The organism is Klebsiella sp. LY, from assembly GCF_004010915.1.
GTDB classification, from domain to species: Bacteria; Pseudomonadota; Gammaproteobacteria; order Enterobacterales; family Enterobacteriaceae; genus Klebsiella; species Klebsiella quasipneumoniae.
In genome coordinates, this window is sequence record NZ_CP022444.1 from 210547 (window position 1) to 230871 (window position 20325).

The window sequence follows — 20325 nt, forward strand, 5'->3', positions numbered from 1 at the left end:
ACTATAGTGTGCGCGCCCGCATTACACAATCGCCCGTTGGGCCGCGCAAACCCTGGCCCATCAGCAATATTTTGCTGAAAACGGATGACAGCGTGACGTTCATTATTGTAATAATAACGTACTACTATAGTGTACGAGAACTGAGGTTTGCTATGTCCATCCGCCCTGCCATTAAAGACGATTGCGCGGCGATCGCCGAGATCTATAACCACGCCGTCGTGCATACCGCCGCTATCTGGAATGATAAAACCGTGGATACCGACAACCGCATCGCGTGGTTTGAAGCCCGCCAGCTGGCCGGCTTTCCGGTGCTGGTGAGCGAGGAAAACGGCGTCATCACCGGCTATTCCTCTTTTGGCGACTGGCGCGCGTTTGACGGCTTTCGCCACACCGTGGAGCATTCGGTGTACGTTCACCCCGACCATCAGGGGAAAGGCCTGGGCCGCAAACTGCTGGTTGCGCTGATCGCCGAAGCGCGGCGGCTGAATAAACATGTGATGGTCGCCGGGATCGAGTCGCAGAACCACGCCTCGCTGCACCTGCATGAAACGCTGGGCTTTATCACCACCGGGCAGATGCCGCAGGTGGGAACCAAATTTGGCCGCTGGCTGGATCTCACCTTTATGCAGCTGCAGCTGGATGCGCGCCAGGAACCGGACGGTAAGGCATGAATGCGTCGCTCACCCTCGCCTGTCTGGTGGCCGCCGGCGTAGGCCTGGTACTACAGAACACCCTGATGGTGCGCATCACCCAGTCGGCGTCGACGATCCTCATCGCCATGCTGCTCAATTCGCTGGTGGGTATCGTTATTTTCGTGACCCTGTTACTCCTGCGCCAGGGCGCCGCTGGCTTTCAGGAGCTGGCCATGAGCGTGAAGTGGTGGACGCTGATCCCCGGCCTGCTGGGGTCCTTTTTCGTTTTTGCCAGCATCAGCGGCTATCAAAACGTCGGCGCGGCCACCACCATTGCGGTACTGGTGGCCAGCCAACTGGTCGGCGGGTTGATCATGGATTTAATTCGCGCCCACGGCGTACCGCTGCGGGCGCTGATCGGGCCATTATGCGGCGCGGTGATGCTGGTAGTGGGCGCCTGGCTGGTGGCCAGACGCCAGTTCTGAGCACCTCTTCAGAGGATCGCGCCGCCTTTGGTCAACTGCTCGCGGCGCGCGTCCTGCTCTTCCTGATGCTGTCGGCCATGGTGGGCGATAGCGGTGCGCAGGCGCTGCTGCTGGGTATAGCGCTCCTCACGACTGAGTTGCGCGTCATCGCTCAGGGCGATCAGCAGCTCATTCATATGAGCGATAACCCCCTCGGCAATAGTGTCATCGACTTTGACGATAACCTCATCCAGATGTGCCATCCTGTTCTCCTTTCGCTTAATTCAGCTTCGCTTTGGAAAAATCGCTGCCCATCATGCTCACGCGGTAGCCGCTGACGTTACTGCGGGTGGCATAGAAGGTCTTGCCGGTCGCCAGGGTGATCCACGGCGCCTGCTGGTAGAAGATCTCTTGCGCCTGTTCATAGAGCGTGGCGCGCGCCTGCGGATCGCTCACCAGCAGCGCTTTCTTCACCAGCGCGTCATACGACTTATCGCACCAGCGGGCGGCGTTAGAGCCGGTCTGGATATTATCACAGCTGAGCAGCGTGCCGGCAAAGTTGTCAGGGTCGCCATTGTCCGACATCCAGCCGTACAGCGCGCTATCGTGTTCACCTTTACGCATGCCGGCGAGGTATTCGCCCCACTCATAGCTGACGATCTTCGCTTTCACCCCGACTTTCGCCCAGTCATTTTGGATCATTTCAGCAATGCGTTTTGAGTTCGGGTTGTACGGACGTTGAACCGGCATCGACCACAGGGTCACTTCCGCCCCTTGCTCCAGACCCGCCTGCTTGAGCAGCGCTTTCGCTTTCTGCGGATCGTAGTCGTAGTCCGGGAGGTCTTTTTTATACCCGAGCATGGTGGACGGGATCGGTGACTTCGCCACCGTACCGGAATCGAGGAACACCGCCTTAACGATTGCCTGCTTGTCGGTGGCATAGTTTAACGCCTGGCGCACCAGCACATTATCAAACGGTTTTTTCTCCGTGTTAAACGCCAGGTAGCCGACGTTCAGCGCCTCGACGGCGTGCAGCGCCAGATCTTTATTGCCCTTAATTACCGGGAACTGAACCGGCGAAGGCGCAGGAATAATCTGGCACTCGTTAGTCTGCAGTTTCGCCAGGCGTGTCTCGACGTTTGGCGTGATGGAAAAGATTAAGTGCTTAGTCGGCACCTCGCCTTCCCAGTAGTGGGGATTGGCGATATAGCGGATTTGCGAATCCACTTTATACTGCTGCAGGGCATAGGGTCCGGTACCGACAGGCCAGTTATCAACGTTTTCCGGCGTCCCTTTCTTCAGCATCGCCTCGCCATACTCCGCCGACAGAATAGAGGCGAAGTCCATTCCCCAGTCGGCAAGAAACGCCGCGTTCGGCTCGTTAAGTACGAACTGGACGTGATAGTCATCGACCTTTTTCACCGACTTAATCAGCTTATCGAGGCCCACGTCGTGGAAGTACTCATAGTTCCCCTGCGACACCTTGTGATAAGGATGCTGAGGATCCATCTGGCGCAGCACGGAAAACAGGACGTCGTCGGCGTTAAAATCGCGGGTCGGTTTGAAGAATTTATTGCTGTTGAACTTCACCCCCTGACGCAGCGTGAAGGTCCAGGTCTTGCCATCCTCAGAGACGTGCCACTCGGTGGCCAGCGACGGGATCGGCGTGTTCTTCACCGGGTCAAAAGTGACCAGGCGGTTATACAGCACCTGCGAGCTGGCGACGAACGACGGGCCGGAGCTGGCGATCTGCGGGTTGAAAGACTCCGGGGAGGCCTCTGAGCAATAGACCAGCGTATCATTGCCCGCGGCCCATGCGGCGCTGACCGGCAACAGCGCGCTCAGCAGCAGCGCCAGCGTAGTTTTCCCTGTAGACATGGTTATAAGTCCTGATTATTGATTATAAGAACAGTAATAACAGCACAGCCCCTCGCCACCGGCAAATAATCAATGGCTATCACCTTATGCCAATCGCGCTGAATTTGCTGGTTTAATCGGCGTCGCGCTGCTTATTGCGTCAGGCACGATTGGGATGTTGTGAGCTACGCACAATTACGGCAAAAAAATGTGCGATAACCGCCCCGCTCACGCTCGCCATCAGCGGCGACCGGTACACTGGAGGGACCGCAGAACAAGAGGTTACTACCCCCATGACAATCACCTGCAATCTGTACATTGATGGCCAGTGGCATGATGCCGAAGACCGTCGGACCTTCACCCGGCGCCACCCGGCCCAAGACGATGTCGCTTCGGTTGCCGCTGCCGCCAGTCTCGCCGACGGCAAACGCTGCGTCGAGGCCGCGGCCAGCGCCTTCCCACAGTGGCGCGATACGCTCCCGGCGGAACGGCGTCGCTTACTGCTCGACGCGGCGGAACATATGCTGTTGCGGGAGGCTAAATTTATCGCCGCCATGGCGGCGGAAACCGGCGCGACCGCGCACTGGGCCGGATTTAACGTCCATCTGGCGGCTGATATCCTGCGCGAAGCGGCGGCGCTGACCACCCAGATTGAAGGACAGATCATTCCATCCAACGTGCCGGGCAATCTGGCGATGGGCGTCCGCCAGGGGGCTGGCGTGGTGCTGGGCATGGCGCCGTGGAACGCGCCGCTGATCCTTGCCACCCGGGCGCTGGCGACGCCGCTGGCCTGCGGCAACACGGTGATCCTCAAGGGCGCTGAGCTCTCCCCGGCGACACAAGGATTGATTATCGACGCCCTCGACGCGGCGGGCTTCCCGCCGGGTGTGGTGAACTATCTTACCTGCGCGCCGCAAGACGCGCCGGCGCTGGTGGAGTCGCTGATCGCCCATCCGGCGGTGCGGCGTGTCAACTTTACCGGCTCCACGCCGGTGGGGCGGATTATCGCCCGCACCTGCGGGCAGTATCTGAAACCAGCGGTGCTGGAGCTCGGTGGCAAAGCGCCGCTGCTGGTCCTCGACGATGCCGATATCGAACAGGCGGCGGCGGGCGCCATTTTTGGCGCCTTCGCCAACGCCGGACAGATCTGCATGTCCACCGAGCGCATTATTGTCGACAACGCCGTGGCGGAGCGCTTTATCCCTCTGCTGGCGAGGCGCGCCGCCTCTCTCCCCGCCAGCCTGACCGGCCCGGTGGTCGACATGAATACCGTCACCCGCTGCAACGCGTTAATCGACGATGCCTTAGCCAAGGGCGCCCGCCTGCTGACCGGCGGTAAAGCCAGCGATACCCACATGGCGCCGACCTTACTGGACGGCGTCACCCGCGAGATGCGGCTGTGGAACGAAGAGTCCTTCGGCCCGGTAAAAGCGATTATTCGGGTTAATAATGACGAAGAGGCGCTGGCGGTAGCCAACGACAGCGAATATGGCCTTTCCGCGGCGGTCTACAGCCGCGACAGCGCCAGAGCGTGGAACCTGGCGCAACGTCTGCAAACCGGCATTTGCCATATCAATGGTCCAACCGTTCATGATGAAGCGCAAATGCCGTTTGGCGGCTGCAAAGCCTCCGGCTATGGCCGGTTCGGCGGCCGGGCCGGAATTGCAGAATTCACTGAGCTGCGCTGGATAACGCTCCAGACCCAGCCCCGCGAACTGCCTTTCTGACGCCGTCTCCCCTTAGCCGTGGCTGGCGATGAGTTGCGCCAGCCCTTCCGGGTTTTCCCACGCCATCGAGTGCCCCGCGTGGGGCACAATCCCGACCGGGATCCCGTGCGCCTCTGCCCGTTCGATATCCGCATAAGGGAGCGACTGCTCGCCGACGATCAGCATCTTCTGACAGCGCAGCTGGCAGAGCTGGGTAAACCAGGGCGTGTCGCTGCCGTTTATCAGGCTGCTGGCGGCTCGCCAGACGGCCCAGGGGGCGCTGTTTTGCAAACAGCCGGCCCACGGCGAGCGCTCTTCCGCCAGCATCCTGGCGTAACCTTCAGCGATAAAGGCCCCCTCTGCCTGCGCCGCAATGCGTCTGCTGTACTCACCGCCTCCGGCGAACAGGTTGGGTTCAGACACCAGCAGCGTCGTCACTCGCTCCGCCAGCAGCCCTGCCGCTTCGATGGCGATGCTTCCACCCATGCTATGCCCATACAGCGCGAAGCGCTGCAGGCGCAGGTGGTTGAGGACCTGCTCCACAGCTTGCGCTTGTTTATGTATGTTGTAACTAAAGTCGTGCGGTTTATCGCTGTAGCCGAAGCCCGGGAGGTCGATAAGTATTTTGCGCCGCCCGTTGAGCGCGGGGTCGCTGGCGACGCGGGGGTAGTCGTAAGAGGACGCGCAGCCGAGGCCGTGGATAAACACCAGCGGAAGCCCCTCTCCCGGGAGATCGAGCCAGCGCAATGTGGCGCCTGCGACGGACGAAAAGAAACCGTTCACCTGTTTGCCTCCATGATAAGGTTACTGTGTTTTTATACAGTAACCTTACCTTTGCCGCCACCCTTTTCTGTCGTCCGCCGCCGGAAGGTTAAAACAGCGAGACGAGCAGCGCCATGGGGAAGCTGAACGGCCAGGTGGCACCGATCAACAGGGCCGCCAGCAGGCGGATCACCCAACTCTCTTTGGTTAAAAACCAGCTAATTACGGCACAGATCACGCCCATAATGGCGTAAAACACCAACATTTTTTGATATAACGTCATTCTTAGTTTTCCTTCCCTGAGGAGCGTTCCATGGTGGGATAATTATCTGCCATGACGTCGTGATTCAGAGATACCTGTATAACAAATTCAGAATCGGGCTCAATATTCAGAACAAAGCCTGATTCGTCTTAATCCGATAGCGCAACCGCGCCCGCCGTACTATACCTTTAGGGACTTACTCATTAAGGTGGCGTTATGGATGTCTCCAGCAAGACCGTCGTTATGATTAATGTCTGCGCCGCGTTCGCGCTTATCAGCCTGCTGTCGGTGAGATTTGGCTGGTTTTAATCATTTTACTCAGCAACGAAACCTAAAAAAGCAGCCCACTGGGCTGCTTTTTTACGTGCGGAGGCTGGCGCCATTATCAGGGTCATAAACGCTACGGGCTGAATGGCCTGCGATAATAACCTTGTTCAGCTCAGGGTTATAATGAGGCAGAACATTCACTTTCTCATTATCCCATTCGGCGGCGGCGCAGACGGCCTGCCCCACTCCCGCGTTCTCACAGCCCTGAATACGTTTTGCCGGCGCGTTACCATAGCTCAGCGCCACGGTGCCGACAGCCAGCAGAATAAAAGCAAAAATTTTCACAGCGACATCAACGTTAAAACTGAATATGCAGGAAATGATCGCATGAGCGGCGGCGGAAAGTCAAACCCGGGAGGGTGCGCCACCGCGCTGGCGCGTATGGTGGATTGATTCGTCGGTGATTAAATATTGCGAATAAATATCACCCGCTGACTGCAAATATAAAAGCCTTATTTATAGTCGTGAAATAGTTTCTGTTCAGCGCAATCTGATTCATCTGATAAAGATAATATTTCGCCAATCGCAAATGAAAAGATTAGCGCGCCTTGACCGAAAATGCGATATACCACGCTGGCGCTGGATCTGAATAAGATAACAGGCTACCACAAACTATTGTAACCAAACCTTTTCCTGTCTGGCCTCGCTGGCCAGGGCCCAAAATAGCGCTAAATGACAACAAATATCATTTGCCTTCTCTGCAGAGAATACTTACATTCATAACTATTGGTAATGTTTTTAGCGCAGTGCGCTTTTATATTTCGAGGTGGATATGTCCGGAATCATCACGCTGGTCATCGCGCTGATCCTGCTGGTCGCGGCGGTGTATAATCTTATTTCCTATATCCGTGACCGTCGCAGCGCCAGCTTGCCGAGCAAAAAAACCAAACGCTGAATACGGTTAAAACAAATTCCTCCCTGCTCCAGCGTCGCTGGCATCCTCCTCTTCCTGGCTTACTGTGGACATAAAAAAGCCCCTGCCATCAGGCAGGGGCCGGTATCCGGTCGCAAACCGCGACGTTGCCGCCTCACCCGCCGGGCGCGATGCGCCCAGGGTGGCTGGCGAACCCCATCCGGCGCTTATCTCCGGCACTCACGATGGCTTAGCTCTTGAAGGGGTATCAGAATAATCTCACATCCCCCGCCGCGAGTTTTAACCATTTTTGCCATCGTGACTATTAGCGCACTAACACACCCATTGCGTAATAATCTTTTGCCGCTTAAGGGTCAATCCGTTAGCCATGTTTAACCATCACATGGCGAACCACGGTGTAATCCTCAAGGCCATACATCGACATGTCTTTCCCGTAGCCCGACAGCTTCTGGCCGCCATGCGGCATTTCACTCACCAGCATAAAGTGGGTGTTGACCCAGGTGCAGCCGTACTGCAGCCTGGCGCTGAGCCGGTGGGCGCGGCCAACATCTTTCGTCCACACCGAAGAGGCCAGCCCATACTGGGAGTCATTTGCCCAGCTCAGGGCCTGCGCTTCATCGCTGAAAGGCGTCACGCTGACCACCGGGCCAAACACTTCGCGCTGCACGATAGCGTCCTCCTGCCGGGCTCCGGCGAGCAGCGTCGGCTGGAAATAATAGCCGGCGCCGTCAGCCCGATTGCCACCGGTAACCACTTTAATATGCGGTAGTGCCTTTGCGGCTTCCACCGCGGCGCTGACCCGCTCAAGATGGGCCAGCGAGCTCAGCGGCCCCAGCTCGGTGGCGGCATCCTCCGGCGCCCCCATTTTCAGGCTGGCCACCGCCGCCCCGAGCTTCTCCACCAGCTGCTCATAAATACCCTGCTGTGCGTAGATCCGGCAGGCGGCCGTACAGTCCTGGCCGGCGTTGTAAAACCCGAAGGTCCGAACGCCATCCACTACCGCGTCGATATCCGCGTCGTCAAAGACGATGACCGGCGCCTTACCGCCCAGCTCCATATGGGTACGTTTAATCGACGAGGCGGTATGGCCGATGATATGGGCGCCGGTGGCAATCGACCCGGTCAGGGAAACCATCCGCACTTTCGCGTGGGCGGTCAGCGGATCGCCCACCGTTTTGCCGCGGCCGAACAGTACGTTGATCACCCCTTCCGGGAAGATATCTTTTGCCAGCTCTGCCAGCTTCAGCGCCGTCAGCGGCGTGATCTCGGAGGGTTTTATCACCACACAGTTGCCTGCCGCCAGCGCCGGGGCCAGCTTCCAGGCCGCCATCATCAGGGGATAGTTCCACGGCGCGATGGAGGCTACCACGCCCACCGGGTCGCGACGGATCATCGAGGTATGCCCTTCCAGATACTCTCCGGCCGCCATTCCCGGCAGGCAGCGGGCGGCGCCGGCGAAGAAGCGGAAAACGTCCGCAATGGCCGGCATCTCATCGTTAAGCACGCAGTGCAGCGGCTTGCCGCAGTTCAGCGACTCCAGCTGCGCCAGGGACTCCGCCTGTGCCGCGATGGCATCCGCCAGCTTCAGCAGGCATTCCGCGCGCGTTTTCGGCGTCGTCTGGCTCCAGGCATCAAACGCCCGATCCGCCGCCTCAACGGCGGCATCCACCTGGGCCGCTGTCGCTTCGGCAATCTCCAGGATCACTTCGCCGGTCGCAGGGTTGTATACCGGCACCTTTTCGCCTTCACCTGCCACTAACTTACCGTTTATTAAGAGGTTGTGTTGCATAGCATTATCCTGTTTCATGGTTTTATTTCCCGTTTCCGGCGACGTTATCGCCGTCGCGGGTGAGCCACCAGGCCCCTAAGATTGGTATCGTTGTTACCAGCATCACCAACAGCGCGACAACGTTGGTAACGGGCACATCTCGCGGCCGCCCCAGCTGATTCAATAACCACAGCGGCAAGGTTCGCTCATGCCCCGCGGTAAAAGTCGTGACGATGATTTCATCAAATGACAGGGCGAATGCCAGCATCCCGCCCGCCAGCAGCGCCGAACCCAGATTGGGTAGCACCACGTAGCGAAAGGTCTGCCAGCCAGTCGCCCCCAAATCCATCGAGGCCTCCACCAGGCTCCAGGAGGTCCTGCGGAAGCGAGCGATGACGTTGTTAAACACCACCACCACGCAGAAGGTCGCGTGCCCCACCACGATGGTCAGCAGACCAGGCTCCAGGCCGACCGCTTTAAAGGCTGTCAGGAGCGCCAGGCCGGTTATAATCCCCGGCAGGGCGATGGGCAGGAGCAGCAGTAGCGACACCGCGTTCTTACCAAAAAAGGTGCTCCGCCACAGGGCGCCTGCAGCAAGCGTGCCAAGCACTAAGGCAATGGCCGTCGACAGGGCGGCGATCTTAAGTGACAACGTCACAGCTTCCAAAATATCGCTGCGCCCTGCCGCCTCACTGAACCAGCGCAGCGTCAGCCCCTGCGGCGGAAAGCTGAAGGCAGCATCTTCGGTATTAAAAGCATAGATGGCGATGATCAGCAGCGGAAAGTGGAGAAAGACCACCCCGCCCCATGTCGCCAGTTTCAGGTACCAGGGTGCGCGTTCAGAGTGCATCGAAGGCTCCCAGACGTTTCACGAACGCCAGATAAAGGGCAATCAGCACGATCGGCACGAGGGTAAACGCCGCCGCCATCGGCATATTGCCGATCGCCCCCTGCTGCGAGTAGACCATATTGCCGATAAAGTACCCCGGTGGGCCGACCAGTTGCGGCACGATAAAATCGCCCAGCGTCAGAGAAAAGGTGAAGATCGACCCGGCGGCAATTCCGGGAATAGCCAGCGGCAGGACCACGTAGCGAAAGGTCTGCCGTGGGGCAGCGCCAAGATCGGCCGAGGCCTGGAGCAGAGAGCCCGGAATACGCTCCAGCGCCGCCTGCACCGGCAGGATCATAAAAGGCAGCCAGATGTAGACGAAGACCAGAAAGCGTCCGAGGCCGGAAGTGGATAAGGTGTTGCCGCCCACCGCCGGGACGGTCAACAGAGCGTTCAGCGCCCCTTCCAGCCCGAGATGGCCGAGGAACCACTGCGCTACGCCATCTTTGGCCAGCAGCAGCACCCACGCGTAGGCCTTGACGATATAGCTGGCCCACATCGGCAGCATGACCGCGATATAAAAGAAGGCCTTCATTTTGCCGCTGGTGTAGCGCGCCATATACCAGGCCATCGGCAGCGCCAGCAGGGCGCTGGCCAAGGTCACGCACAGCGCCATCACCAGGGTGCGGACGATAATGTCGTAGTTGGCGGGGTTGAACAATGCCTGCAGGTTGGCCAGCGTAAAGTCGCTGGTCACCGACATGGTGAAGTCGTCAAAAGTGTAGATACTCTGCCACAGCAGGGTCAGCAGCGAGCCCAGATAGACGATGCCAAACCACATCAACGGCCCAAGCAGCAGCAAAAACAGGCCCAGCGCCGGCCGGCGCCAGAAGATCCCCGATACGCGTCCGGCCTGCGCAGGAACAATCGGCATGGTCATCTCAGCCTCCGCTTTCCAGCGGGGTCATCGCCGCACGCGACCATGACGCCTGCACCGTTTGCCCGGTTCGAGGAACGCTCGCCGCCGCCGCGCCGTCGATATTGGCCTGGCTGACCAGCAGCTTGTCGCCATCCGCCAGCCGGAGCTCGATCCGCGTCGCCGCCCCCTGATACTGTACCGCCTGAACCACGCCCTGCACCTGCACCTCCCCGCCGCCCTGCAGGCGAACATGCTCCGGGCGCAGCGACCAGCAGCCCGCCAGGCCGCATAACCGCCGGGCCGCCTCGGCCTCAAAGACGTTGGCGGTGCCGACAAAACCGGCGACAAAGGCGGTCTTCGGATGCAGATAAAGATCCTGGGGGGCGTCCACCTGCTCAATGCGCCCGTTGTTAAACACCGCCACGCGATCGGACATCGACAGCGCTTCGCTCTGGTCGTGGGTAACGAAGATGAAGGTGATCCCCAGCGACTGCTGTAGCTTTTTCAGCTCCACCTGCATCTGCTCGCGCAGCTTTAAATCCAGAGCGCCCAGCGGCTCGTCGAGCAGCAGCACCCGCGGCTGGTTCACCAGCGCCCGGGCGATGGCGACCCGCTGCCGCTGACCGCCGGAGAGCTGGGAGGGCTTGCGATGGTGCGCAAAACCGAGGGCCACCTTTTCCAGCGCTTCCTGGGCGCGGGCATGGCGCGCTTTCTTCGCCACGCCTTTGACCATCAGGCCGTAAGCAACATTGTCGAGGATCGACATATGGGGAAACAGCGCATAGTCCTGGAACACGGTATTGACGTCCCGCTGCCAGGGCGGCAGCTCGCTGGCCGGCTGACCGAAGATCCGAATGGTGCCGCCGGAGAGCTGCTCAAAACCAGCAATCAGCCGCAGGCAGGTGGTTTTCCCCGAGCCCGAAGGACCCAGCATCGAGAAAAACTCGCCGTCACGGATGCCAATGCTGACCCCGTCCACTGCCCGTACATCGCCATACAGGCGCGATACATTCTGAAACTCGACCGCGTACGTCATTGTTTACCTCCGATCCTTAGCGGCCGCCCATTATCGCAATGTAGTCCTGCGTCCAGCGGCTGTAGGGAACGTATTTCCCCCCCTCGGCAATCGGCGTTTTCCAGAAGTGGATGCGGGTAAACTGGTCATAGCCGTTGGTCTCACAGCCTTTCTCTCCGAGCAGCGCGCTGGCTTTACAGCCCTCAGGCACCACCGGCAGCGAGCCGAACCAGGCCGCCACATCGCCCTGCACCTTCGGCGTGAGCGACCAGTTCATCCATTTATAGGCGCAGACCGGGTGCTTCGCCTCGCTGTGCAGCATGGTGGTATCCGCCCAGCCGGTCACCCCCTCCTTCGGAAATACGGTGGCGACAGGCTGGCCTTCCGCCTTCAGGCCGTTGGCCTGATAGGGCCACGAGCTGGAGGCGGCCACCCCTTCGTTTTTGAAGTCGTTCATCTGCACGGTGGCGTCATGCCAGTAGCGGTGAATCAGCGGTTGCTGGTCACGCAGCACTTTCAGCACCGCGTTGTACTGGGTTTCGGTCAGCTGATAGGGGTCGTCGATCCCGAGCTGTGGTTGGGTGGCTTTGACAAACAGCGCGGCGTCGGCGATATAGATCGGGCCATCATAGGCCTGCACTCGCCCCTGATTGGTTTTGCCATCCGGAAGATCCTGCTTCACGAAGACCACGCTCCAGCTGTCCGGCGGCGTCGGGAATACGCGGGTGTTGTACATCAGCAGGTTCGGTCCCCACTGATACGGCGTGCCGTAGACTTTGCCCCCGACGTTAAACCATGCCCCTTGCGCAATGCGCGGGTCAAGAGTGCGCCACCCGGCAATCAGCGCTGTGTTAATCGGCTGAACGCGTTTACCCATGATCAGACGCAGCGAAGCATCGCCCGAGGCGGTCACCAGATCGTAGCCCCCCTTAGCCATCAGGCTGACCATTTCGTCGGAGGTGGCGGCGGTTTTCACATTGACCTGACAGCCGGTCTCCTTTTCAAACTGGCTGACCCAGTCGTACTGCTTGTCGGTCTGACCGCGTTCGATATACCCCGGCCAGGCGATAATATCCAGGCGCCCTTCCGGTTTATCCAGCGAGGTGAGTGGCTCAGCCGCCTGTACGGTCAGGCAGGCCATCCCCAGCACATAAAGGCTGCAACGGGCCAATTTTTTGCTCATCAGGTGTTACTCCTGTCACAAGGGAATTAGCGGCAGCCGTGCCGTAAAAATATCTCCTGAAATAAGGGTAGTCAGCGGATTAACGCCCTCGAGGGAATTTATTCAGGTTGTGACCCGGGACGCATTACGCAAAAATCGCCAACACAAGAATGACTTTATGGATTATAGACAACGAGTTAGAGAAAAAGGAGGGGTATGCATATTTCCTATGGTGAGCGCCGGTAAAATAATGACCGGCCTCGATAAAAAAAACTCTTCGTTTATTTATAGCGATTGGTTATCGCGGCGAAAAATAGCCAAAGCGATCAGGTAAGCTGCTCACGAATTAGTTCACCCAGCCGCTTCACCCCTTGCTCTTCGCGTTCTCCCCAGCCCCAGGCGGTATTGAAACGGAAAAACGAGGTCCAGCTGGCAGAGGTGGAAAACATTTTTCCCGGAGCGATGCTGATGTGCGACGCCAGCGCCCGGGCGCTCAGCACGCTGGCATCCGCCCCTTCCGGTAGTTCGATCCACAGAAAATAGCCGCTGTCGCTGTGATGAATAGTGACCTCCGGCGGCAGATGGCGCAGCAGCGCCTGCCAGGCCTGCTGTTTACGTTCCGCCAGCTGGCGACGGAGACGGCGCAGATGGGCGTCGTAGCGTTTGGTCGACAGGTAATCCACCAGGGCTAATTGCATCGGCGAGCTGGTGGAGAGCGTACTCATCAGCTGCAACTGCTGGATCCGTCGCGCCTGTTTCCCGGCAGCCACCCAGCCGATACGAAAGCCGGGCACCAGACATTTTGAAAACGAACTGCAGTGCAGCGTCATATCCTGTTGATCCCAGAACTTCGCCGGCAACGGCTTCTCGCGGCCAAAATAGAGCTCACTGTAAACATCATCTTCAATCAGCATCACGTTATAGCGCGCCAACAATGCCACCAGCGCCGCTTTTTTTTCGGCGCGGAGGGTGAAGCCGAGCGGGTTCTGACCGTTGGTCATCAGCCAGCAGGCCTTGACCGGATAGTTTTGCAGGGCCGCCTCCAGCGCCGTCAGGTCAATGCCCTCCTTGACGTCGGTGGCCACCGACAGCGCCTTCAGGCGCAGCCGCTCCAGCGCCTGCAGGGCCCCGTAAAAACAGGGATTTTCCACCACCACCCAGTCCCCCGGCTCGGTCACCGCCTGCAGGCTAAGGTTTAACGCCTCCAGCGCTCCGGCGGTAATGACGATCTCGTCGGGCGAGACGTTCATCCCCTGCAGAGCATAGCGCCGGGCAATGGCGTGCCGTAGCTCCGCGTTGCCCGGCGGCAGGTTCTCAATCACGCTCATGGCGGTGGCAGTTTTACTCACCTGCGCCAGCGAACGGTTAAGCTGCTGGAGCGGAAAGAGGCGCGGATCCGGGAAGGCCGAGGCAAAGGGCAGCATTGACGCCTGGCGGCTGGCCTGAAGCACCTCAAAGATGTAGGTATTGATATCAACCGCTTCATCGCGGGTCACCTGGGCAGGCGGCGCCGGCTGACGAAGCTTCACCGGCTGGGGGGCAACGTAATACCCTGACTGTGGTCGGGCGACGATGCGCCCCTGGCTTTCCAGTAGCTGATAGGCATGGCTGACGGTCATAAAGCTCATGCCGCTGCTGATCACCTGCTCGCGCAGCGAGGGGAGCCGATCGCCCGGTAACCAGACGCCCAGCGCGATCTGGTCGGTCAACTGCTGCGCCAGCTGTTGATACTTTTTCATTGTTACCCTTTCCTTGCTGCAACCTCCTTTTATCATATATCAGTTGTTATAAATTAACAGTTTTAAGAAACTGTTATGTAAAACAGCGCAACCCTATCGCACAGAAAGCCTCCAGGCCGGAGTTACGCGAAAATTGCCCAAAACAACGTAATTATACCCAACCAAAAAATGAGCATGATACCGAGCGTAATACATAAACTATGTAATCCTTTTTCTGACATGTACATTCCTTTGTATTGATATCCTGAGAATAAAATACAAAGCGCGGTAAAAGACGACAATTTAAAATTATTTAATTCACAATTAACTGCCTCATCTTTTTTACTGATTCTCATACTAGCAAACGTGTGCAGACGTTAAATTCATTAATAAAGAACAGATAATAAAATGCTATATCTGTCGTAATCAGAGGATATTGCTCACAAAAATTAAACGACCGCGCTTTCCCGGGCAGCTATAGGTCTAAGCTGATCCGTAAGACTACGATAATACAGTGAAATAGATTATTAATATTTTCCTGGCCAACAATCTGGCTTTGCTTTCAGCGTTAAAAATGACGCTGTTCACCCGGGGGATCTCCATGTTGGCGGTCCCCGGAGACCGGCAAAAAGATCATAACAGCCGCCAACTGTTATGCTAAAAAATGGCCCGACTGCCTCTGCCCCCTTGCCGCCGCCCTGCCTAAAATTGCGCTGAATCAATTTTGTTGTGGAGTCCTGCATGTTCGGTCTTGATGCATTCCATCTGGCGCGAATTCAATTCGCCTTTACGGTCTCGTTTCATATTATCTTTCCCGCCATCACCATTGGCCTGGCGAGCTACCTGGCGGTTCTCGAAGGCCTGTGGCTGAAAAGCAAAAATCCCACCTGGCGCTCGCTGTACCATTTCTGGTCGAAGATCTTCGCCGTCAACTTCGGTATGGGAGTGGTATCCGGGCTGGTGATGGCCTATCAGTTCGGCACTAACTGGAGCGGTTTCTCGCAGTTCGCGGGCAGCATCACCGGCCCCCTGCTGACCTATGAAGTCCTGACGGCGTTCTTTCTCGAAGCCGGTTTTCTCGGGGTCATGCTCTTCGGCTGGAACCGGGTGGGGCCGGGGCTGCACTTTTTCGCCACCTGCATGGTAGCCCTGGGGACCATCATCTCAACCTTCTGGATCCTCGCCTCCAACAGCTGGATGCAGACTCCGCAGGGATTTGAAATCGTCGATGGCCAGGTGGTGCCCGTCGACTGGCTGGCGGTGATTTTTAACCCGTCGTTCCCCTACCGCTTACTGCACATGACGGTGGCGGCATTTCTCAGCAGCGCGCTGTTCGTCGGCGCCTCGGCGGCCTGGCATCTGCTGCGCGGCAATCAGTCGCCAGCGATCCGCAAGATGTTCTCCATGGCGCTATGGATGACGCTGCTGGTCGCGCCGGTCCAGGCGCTGATCGGTGATATGCATGGCCTGAACACCCTGAAACACCAGCCGGCAAAAATCGCCGCCATTGAGGGCCACTGGGAAAACCCGCCCGGCGAGCCTACGCCATTATTGCTGTTTGGCTGGCCAGATATGGAGCAGGAGCGCACCCGCTACGGGCTTGAGATCCCGGCGCTGGGCAGTCTGATCCTCACCCATAGCCTGGATAAACAGGTGCCGGCGCTGAAGGAGTTCGCCCCTGAGGATCGCCCAAACTCCACCGTGGTGTTCTGGTCATTTCGCCTGATGGCCGGTCTGGGTATGCTGATGCTGCTGCTCGGGGTGCTGGCCCTGTGGCTGCGCCGCGGCGACCGGCTGTACCACTCGCGGCCGTTTCTGCGCTTCGCCCTGTGGATGGGCCCCTCAGGACTGATTGCCATTCTCGCCGGCTGGGTGACCACCGAAGTGGGCCGCCAGCCATGGGTAGTGTATGGCGTTCAGCGCACCGCCGAGGCCGTTTCCGCCCACGGCGATCTGCATATGTCGGTCAGTTTGTTGACCTTTATTGTGGTTTATAGCGCCGTCTTCGGCGTCGGCTACAGCTATATGCTGCGCCTGATCCGCAAGGGGCCGCAGGAGGTGCAACCCGCGACAACCGGTACGCCAGCCCGCCCGCTGTCCGCCGCTACTGAAGGTTATCTGCAGAAGGAGTCCCGCTAATGGGTATCGAATTATCGGTGATCTGGTTCGTGATTATCGTCTTTGCCACGCTGATGTACATCGTCATGGACGGCTTTGATCTGGGCATTGGCATACTGTTCGGCACGGTCCAGGGCAGCACAGAGCGCGACGTGATGGTGAACAGCGTCGCCCCGGTATGGGATGGCAATGAGACCTGGCTGGTGCTGGGCGGCGCCGGTCTGTTTGGCGCCTTTCCCCTCGCCTACGCGGTGATAATCGACGCCCTGTCGATCCCCCTGACCCTGATGCTGATCGGCCTGATCTTTCGCGGCGTGGCCTTTGAATTTCGTTTCCAGGCCACGCCGTCGCACCGGCCATTCTGGGACCGCGCCTTCTTTGGCGGTTCCCTGCTGGCGACCTTCAGCCAGGGCGTGGTGGTCGGAGCGGTGATCGACGGTTTTACCGTCAGCGGTCGCGCCTTCAGCGGCGGCATGTTTGACTGGCTGACCCCGTTCAGCCTGTTTTGCGGACTCGGGCTGTGCGTGGCCTATGCGCTGCTCGGCGCCACCTGGCTGGTGATGAAGAGCGAAGGCGCGCTGCAGCAGCGGATGCGCAGCACGTCGCGACAGTTGCTGGTTGCCCTGCTGGCGGTGTTTGCCGTCATCAGCCTGTGGACGCCGCTGGCGCACCCGGCGATCGCCGCCCGCTGGTTCAGCCTGCCGAATCTCTATTTCCTGCTGCCGGTGCCGCTGCTGGTGCTCCTGATTAGCGCCTGGCTATGGCGCACGCTACCTCTGCATGACCGCCATGTCTCGCCTTTCACCCTGACGCTGGGGCTGGTGTTTCTCGGCTTTAGCGGACTGGGGATCAGCATCTGGCCGCATATTATTCCGCCGTCGATCACCCTGTGGCAGGCCGCCGCCCCGCCGCAAAGCCAGGGCTTTATGCTGGTGGGCGCGCTGCTGATTATTCCGGTTATTCTTGGCTATACCTGCTGGAGCTATTACGTGTTCCGCGGCAAAGTCCAGCCCGGGGAGGGGTATCATTGATGAAAACCGTCTGGTCCAAACGTCTGCTGTGGCTGATCGCGCTGTGGGGAGGCAGCGTGCTGACGCTGGCCGCCATCAGCCTGCTATTTCGCCTGCTGATGACCGCCGCAGGTCTTAAAGTTTGAACCGGGATGCAGAGTATTCCGGATCTGGACTTCTCCATCTTGTCTTCACTTTTACCTGCTGAAATACGCGGACACATCAGAATAAAGGATATTGCTATGAAGAAGTTAGCTTTACTCTCCGCCGCGTTGACGCTGGGAATATCGTCATGGGCTTTCGCTGCCGACAACCCGCCGCCGCCGCCAGAAAAAGGCGCGCACCATCAGGGTAAATTGCCGGCGAAAAAGGGCCAACACGACGGTAAGCAAGTGCAACACAACGGCAAGCAGCCGCAGCATGATGGCAAGCAGCCGCAACGAGACGGCAAACAACCGCAGCATGGTGGTAAGCAGCCGCCAAAAGGCGGCGAGCACAGCGGGAAACCACTGCCGCCAAAAGCGTAATCCCTCAGGCCTGGCCTTCTACGCCAGGCTTTTTTCACCCTCTTTCAGCAGACATTGACAAACCCTTGCCCTTCTTTGATAAACCGGGAAAAAAACCTGCACAGCCCCTGGCATAGTAAGCCCACGCCATTGATTCGCAGAGAAAAGGTATGTTGAGAAGAAGCACGAGTGCCCTGCTGTTGTTGTGCGCGCTATTTTCCGGGCATCTGCTGGCCCACCGTCAGGGGCACGATTACTTTCCGGTACAGGGTCTCGAACAGCAGCTGCTGCATGAGGCGGATAGCGATGAGCTTCGCAGCCGGTGCGAAGAGAACGCCGCCGACCTGCGCGAGCATCACCGCTGGCAGGACGCCCGCAAACCGCGGGCATCACACAGCCAGTAGCGTCGCCGCAGATCAGGCCCCTTTGCGCTTCGGCAGGGTCTTCATCAGCTCGTCAGGGCTAACGGAGGCCACGATGCTCCCCGGATGCGGCATTTTGAGGATATGGTTTTTGATCTTGCCGACCACGTGCATTTCGCACGGACGGCAGTCAAACTTCAGGGTCAACACTTCATCGCCATGGATCAGCTGCATCGGCGTGGCTTTCCAGCTCTTGATGGAGCCTTTCGCCTGTTTCGGACAGAGATTGAAGGCAAAGCGCAGGCAGTGTTTGGTGATCATCACCGGCACATCGCCCTTCTCTTCGTGCGCTTCATAGGCGGCATCAATCAGCTGCACGCCATAGCGCTGGTAGAACGCCCGCGCCTTATGGTTATAGACGTTGGCGAGGAAGGAGAGATGGGTCTCCGGGTAAACCGGGGGCGGCACGGAGACCGGCTTGCGGGTACCGCGCTGCCAGGCGTTGAGACGCGCGTCATCCAGCATTTCGGCGGTTTCACGACGCAGCTGGTTGAGCAGGCTGTTGGGAACAAACAGCGGCGGCAGGTTGACCTGCACATCGCGCGCATAATAAATGGTTTGCCCCAGTTTTGTGACACCGTCACGCAGATTGGTTAGCGCTTTCTCTGCCTGGTTAGCTTCGGCAAACACCCCGTCAAGGGTATGGGTCACGCTGACGCCATCTTCACAGGTCATGGTGAGAACCAGCTGCTCCTGCCAGCCGCTTAGGGTGACGTCTACGGCGATGCGGCGTTCGCTGGAGGTCTTCAGCAGCGCCTGCTGCCAGTTGTGGTCGAGGTTGCGGTTAAGCGCCTGATGCGGACGCACTTTATGCAGATCCGCAGGCATCTCGTTCGGCCACACTCGATAGCGATTTTCGCCAGTTTTTTCCACGGTATTGGCGCGGAAACCCACCACTTCGCGCTTAATCATCACGTTAAGGCCGTCGCCGTTGGTTAACGGTTCGCTAACCTCGACGTCGAGATGGTCTTTACCCACCTTCAGCACTTCGCCCACCGGCAGTCCGATAAATTTTGGCGAATCAAAGGCGCCGATATCGCCTTTACGGGCATTAACGAAGTAGTCGGTGCTGCCGCGGTGGAAGGTTTTATCGGTGGACGGGATAAAGAAATGCTCAGTGCGGCCGGCTGAAGCGCGCGCGAGGTCGCCGCGGTCTTCGATTATGGCGTCCAGCATCTGGCGGTAGTGAGCGGTGATGTTTTTCACGTAGCTCATGTCTTTGTAACGGCCTTCAATTTTGAAGGAGCGTACCCCGGCGTCGATCAGCGCCGCCAGGTTGGCGGTCTGGTCGTTGTCTTTCATCGACAGGAGATGCTTTTCATAGGCCACCACGCGCCCCTGATCGTCCTTCAGGGTATACGGCAGGCGACAGGCCTGCGAGCAGTCGCCGCGGTTGGCGCTGCGTCCGGTCTGGGCGTGGGAAATGTAGCACTGGCCGGAATAGGCCACGCACAGTGCGCCATGGATAAAGAATTCAATGGTGGCGTCAGTATTATCGTAGATGGCTTTGATTTGACTGAGGTTCAGCTCGCGCGCCAGCACGATCTGGCTGAAGCCGGCGTCTGAGAGAAACTTTGCTTTCTCCACGCTACGGATATCGCACTGGGTGCTGGCGTGCAGCTCGATTGGCGGCAGATCCAGCTCCATGATCCCCATATCCTGAACAATCAGCGCATCGACGCCCGCGTCATAGAGATCCGTGATCAGCCGCTGCGCCGGCTCCAGCTCATCGTCATGCAGAATGGTGTTCAGCGTCACAAAGACCTTGGCGCCAAAGCGATGGGCGAAAGGCACCAGCCCGGCGATGTCACTCAGGCTGTTGCTGGCGTTGTGGCGGGCGCCAAAGCCAGGTCCACCGATATAAACGGCGTCAGCGCCGTGAAGGATCGCTTCGCGAGCGATACCGGCGTCGCGGGCAGGACTAAGAAGTTCAAGACGATGATTGTGCAGGCGCATACGCGTGTTGTTATCCAG

Annotated in this window: 22 protein-coding genes; 10 read left to right on the forward strand and 12 right to left on the reverse strand. The window is 58.6% G+C overall.

All coding sequences use genetic code 11. From position 1 onward, the window contains the following. Window positions 1–152: 152 nt before the first annotated feature. Together CE636_RS03765 and CE636_RS03770 are read left to right on the forward strand one after the other, a co-directional pair. Window positions 153–671, forward strand: coding sequence for a GNAT family N-acetyltransferase (locus CE636_RS03765; RefSeq protein WP_004202758.1), 519 nt, complete (start codon window positions 153–155; stop codon window positions 669–671). Then, the gene (locus tag CE636_RS03770) at window positions 668–1117 is read left to right on the forward strand and encodes a DMT family transporter (RefSeq protein WP_017900488.1); all 450 of its coding nucleotides are present in this window, start codon (window positions 668–670) and stop codon (window positions 1115–1117) included. The genes CE636_RS03765 and CE636_RS03770 overlap by 4 nt, the downstream gene beginning before the upstream one ends. Before the next feature lie 8 nt (window positions 1118–1125). On the opposite strand, the gene CE636_RS03775 is transcribed toward CE636_RS03770, so the two are convergent. Both CE636_RS03775 and CE636_RS03780 read right to left on the reverse strand, forming a co-directional pair. Beyond that, window positions 1126–1359 carry a YdcY family protein gene (locus CE636_RS03775; protein ID WP_004202765.1) on the reverse strand — a complete coding sequence of 78 codons (234 nt, stop codon included), beginning with the start codon at window positions 1357–1359 and terminating at the stop codon, window positions 1126–1128. 16 nt (window positions 1360–1375) lie between these two features. Continuing rightward, window positions 1376–2974, reverse strand: a complete 1599-nt coding sequence (locus CE636_RS03780; protein WP_004202766.1) for an ABC transporter substrate-binding protein — start codon at window positions 2972–2974, stop codon at window positions 1376–1378. A gap of 272 nt (window positions 2975–3246) precedes the next feature. Between CE636_RS03780 and CE636_RS03785 the strand changes: the two genes are divergently transcribed. After that, complete coding sequence (locus CE636_RS03785; protein ID WP_017900487.1) at window positions 3247–4680, forward strand: aldehyde dehydrogenase; 1434 nt, start codon at window positions 3247–3249, stop codon at window positions 4678–4680. 12 nt (window positions 4681–4692) lie between these two features. Here the strand turns inward: CE636_RS03785 and CE636_RS03790 are convergent, their stop codons facing one another. Together CE636_RS03790 and CE636_RS03795 are read right to left on the reverse strand one after the other, a co-directional pair. Continuing rightward, window positions 4693–5442, reverse strand: coding sequence for an alpha/beta fold hydrolase (locus CE636_RS03790; protein WP_017900486.1), 750 nt, complete (start codon window positions 5440–5442; stop codon window positions 4693–4695). Window positions 5443–5530: 88 nt separating this feature from the next. Continuing rightward, window positions 5531–5704 (reverse strand): GhoT/OrtT family toxin, encoded by a 174-nt coding sequence (locus CE636_RS03795; protein ID WP_004202771.1) that lies wholly within the window; start codon window positions 5702–5704, stop codon window positions 5531–5533. 195 nt (window positions 5705–5899) lie between these two features. Here CE636_RS03795 and yncL point away from each other — a divergent pair, with 195 nt between their 5' ends. Continuing rightward, a complete protein-coding gene (gene yncL / locus CE636_RS03800; protein ID WP_002906891.1) occupies window positions 5900–5992 on the forward strand; it encodes a stress response membrane protein YncL in 93 nt (30 codons plus the stop codon). Between the two features lie 51 nt (window positions 5993–6043). On the opposite strand, the gene CE636_RS03805 is transcribed toward yncL, so the two are convergent. Then, entirely contained in the window at window positions 6044–6295 is a 252-nt protein-coding gene (locus CE636_RS03805) for a hypothetical protein (RefSeq protein ID WP_017900485.1), read from the reverse strand. Between the two features lie 487 nt (window positions 6296–6782). Between CE636_RS03805 and CE636_RS28515 the strand changes: the two genes are divergently transcribed. Then, window positions 6783–6905 (forward strand): small membrane protein, encoded by a 123-nt coding sequence (locus CE636_RS28515; protein WP_004175940.1) that lies wholly within the window; start codon window positions 6783–6785, stop codon window positions 6903–6905. A gap of 340 nt (window positions 6906–7245) precedes the next feature. Here the strand turns inward: CE636_RS28515 and patD are convergent, their stop codons facing one another. From patD to CE636_RS03835, 6 genes are all read right to left on the reverse strand, one after another. Beyond that, on the reverse strand, window positions 7246–8673 hold the full coding sequence (gene patD, locus CE636_RS03810) for an aminobutyraldehyde dehydrogenase (RefSeq protein ID WP_017900484.1): 1428 nt from the start codon (window positions 8671–8673) through the stop codon (window positions 7246–7248). A gap of 22 nt (window positions 8674–8695) precedes the next feature. Then, the gene (locus tag CE636_RS03815) at window positions 8696–9502 is read right to left on the reverse strand and encodes an ABC transporter permease (protein ID WP_017900483.1); all 807 of its coding nucleotides are present in this window, start codon (window positions 9500–9502) and stop codon (window positions 8696–8698) included. Further along, a complete protein-coding gene (locus tag CE636_RS03820; protein WP_017900482.1) occupies window positions 9492–10421 on the reverse strand; it encodes an ABC transporter permease in 930 nt (309 codons plus the stop codon). Before CE636_RS03820 ends, CE636_RS03815 begins: the two co-directional genes overlap by 11 nt. Before the next feature lies 1 nt (window position 10422). Then, a complete protein-coding gene (locus tag CE636_RS03825; RefSeq protein ID WP_004202778.1) occupies window positions 10423–11436 on the reverse strand; it encodes an ABC transporter ATP-binding protein in 1014 nt (337 codons plus the stop codon). A gap of 16 nt (window positions 11437–11452) precedes the next feature. After that, window positions 11453–12598 (reverse strand): putative ABC transporter substrate-binding protein YdcS, encoded by a 1146-nt coding sequence (ydcS, locus tag CE636_RS03830; protein ID WP_017900481.1) that lies wholly within the window; start codon window positions 12596–12598, stop codon window positions 11453–11455. A gap of 305 nt (window positions 12599–12903) precedes the next feature. After that, the gene (locus tag CE636_RS03835; protein WP_017900480.1) at window positions 12904–14316 is read right to left on the reverse strand and encodes a PLP-dependent aminotransferase family protein; all 1413 of its coding nucleotides are present in this window, start codon (window positions 14314–14316) and stop codon (window positions 12904–12906) included. 720 nt (window positions 14317–15036) lie between these two features. On the opposite strand from CE636_RS03835, the gene CE636_RS03840 reads away from it, so the two are divergent. The 5 genes from CE636_RS03840 to CE636_RS03860 all read left to right on the forward strand — a co-directional run bounded on the left by CE636_RS03840 (window position 15037) and on the right by CE636_RS03860 (window position 18333). Beyond that, on the forward strand, window positions 15037–16434 hold the full coding sequence (locus tag CE636_RS03840; RefSeq protein ID WP_017900478.1) for a cytochrome ubiquinol oxidase subunit I: 1398 nt from the start codon (window positions 15037–15039) through the stop codon (window positions 16432–16434). Continuing rightward, the gene (cydB, locus tag CE636_RS03845) at window positions 16434–17444 is read left to right on the forward strand and encodes a cytochrome d ubiquinol oxidase subunit II (RefSeq protein WP_017900477.1); all 1011 of its coding nucleotides are present in this window, start codon (window positions 16434–16436) and stop codon (window positions 17442–17444) included. The genes CE636_RS03840 and cydB overlap by 1 nt, the downstream gene beginning before the upstream one ends. Further along, complete coding sequence (locus CE636_RS03850; RefSeq protein WP_004202785.1) at window positions 17444–17569, forward strand: DUF2474 domain-containing protein; 126 nt, start codon at window positions 17444–17446, stop codon at window positions 17567–17569. The genes cydB and CE636_RS03850 overlap by 1 nt, the downstream gene beginning before the upstream one ends. 96 nt (window positions 17570–17665) lie before the next feature. Next, entirely contained in the window at window positions 17666–17950 is a 285-nt protein-coding gene (locus CE636_RS03855; RefSeq protein ID WP_004202787.1) for a hypothetical protein, read from the forward strand. Window positions 17951–18099: 149 nt separating this feature from the next. Continuing rightward, window positions 18100–18333: a DUF2554 family protein gene (locus CE636_RS03860; protein WP_017900476.1), complete on the forward strand. Its 234-nt coding sequence runs from the start codon at window positions 18100–18102 to the stop codon at window positions 18331–18333. A 12-nt stretch (window positions 18334–18345) separates the two neighbouring features. Here the strand turns inward: CE636_RS03860 and CE636_RS03865 are convergent, their stop codons facing one another. Next, a complete protein-coding gene (locus CE636_RS03865) occupies window positions 18346–20307 on the reverse strand; it encodes a peptidase U32 family protein (RefSeq protein WP_004202789.1) in 1962 nt (653 codons plus the stop codon). Window positions 20308–20325 lie beyond the last annotated feature (18 nt).

Excerpts from the sequence above, each read along its gene's own strand:
- CE636_RS03765 (WP_004202758.1), top strand. The coding sequence starts at position 153 with ATGTCCATCCGCCCTGCCATTAAAGACGATTGCGCGGCGATCGCCGAG.
- CE636_RS03770 (WP_017900488.1), top strand. The coding sequence starts at position 668 with ATGAATGCGTCGCTCACCCTCGCCTGTCTGGTGGCCGCCGGCGTAGGC.
- CE636_RS03775 (WP_004202765.1), bottom strand. The coding sequence starts at position 1,359 with ATGGCACATCTGGATGAGGTTATCGTCAAAGTCGATGACACTATTGCC.
- CE636_RS03780 (WP_004202766.1), bottom strand. The coding sequence starts at position 2,974 with ATGTCTACAGGGAAAACTACGCTGGCGCTGCTGCTGAGCGCGCTGTTG.
- CE636_RS03785 (WP_017900487.1), top strand. The coding sequence starts at position 3,247 with ATGACAATCACCTGCAATCTGTACATTGATGGCCAGTGGCATGATGCC.
- CE636_RS03795 (WP_004202771.1), bottom strand. The coding sequence starts at position 5,704 with ATGACGTTATATCAAAAAATGTTGGTGTTTTACGCCATTATGGGCGTG.
- yncL (WP_002906891.1), top strand. The coding sequence starts at position 5,900 with ATGGATGTCTCCAGCAAGACCGTCGTTATGATTAATGTCTGCGCCGCG.
- CE636_RS28515 (WP_004175940.1), top strand. The coding sequence starts at position 6,783 with ATGTCCGGAATCATCACGCTGGTCATCGCGCTGATCCTGCTGGTCGCG.
- patD (WP_017900484.1), bottom strand. The coding sequence starts at position 8,673 with ATGCAACACAACCTCTTAATAAACGGTAAGTTAGTGGCAGGTGAAGGC.
- CE636_RS03815 (WP_017900483.1), bottom strand. The coding sequence starts at position 9,502 with ATGCACTCTGAACGCGCACCCTGGTACCTGAAACTGGCGACATGGGGC.
- CE636_RS03820 (WP_017900482.1), bottom strand. The coding sequence starts at position 10,421 with ATGACCATGCCGATTGTTCCTGCGCAGGCCGGACGCGTATCGGGGATC.
- CE636_RS03825 (WP_004202778.1), bottom strand. The coding sequence starts at position 11,436 with ATGACGTACGCGGTCGAGTTTCAGAATGTATCGCGCCTGTATGGCGAT.
- ydcS (WP_017900481.1), bottom strand. The coding sequence starts at position 12,598 with ATGAGCAAAAAATTGGCCCGTTGCAGCCTTTATGTGCTGGGGATGGCC.
- CE636_RS03835 (WP_017900480.1), bottom strand. The coding sequence starts at position 14,316 with ATGAAAAAGTATCAACAGCTGGCGCAGCAGTTGACCGACCAGATCGCG.
- CE636_RS03840 (WP_017900478.1), top strand. The coding sequence starts at position 15,037 with ATGTTCGGTCTTGATGCATTCCATCTGGCGCGAATTCAATTCGCCTTT.
- cydB (WP_017900477.1), top strand. The coding sequence starts at position 16,434 with ATGGGTATCGAATTATCGGTGATCTGGTTCGTGATTATCGTCTTTGCC.
- CE636_RS03850 (WP_004202785.1), top strand. The coding sequence starts at position 17,444 with ATGAAAACCGTCTGGTCCAAACGTCTGCTGTGGCTGATCGCGCTGTGG.
- CE636_RS03855 (WP_004202787.1), top strand. The coding sequence starts at position 17,666 with ATGAAGAAGTTAGCTTTACTCTCCGCCGCGTTGACGCTGGGAATATCG.
- CE636_RS03860 (WP_017900476.1), top strand. The coding sequence starts at position 18,100 with ATGTTGAGAAGAAGCACGAGTGCCCTGCTGTTGTTGTGCGCGCTATTT.
- CE636_RS03865 (WP_004202789.1), bottom strand. The coding sequence starts at position 20,307 with ATGCGCCTGCACAATCATCGTCTTGAACTTCTTAGTCCTGCCCGCGAC.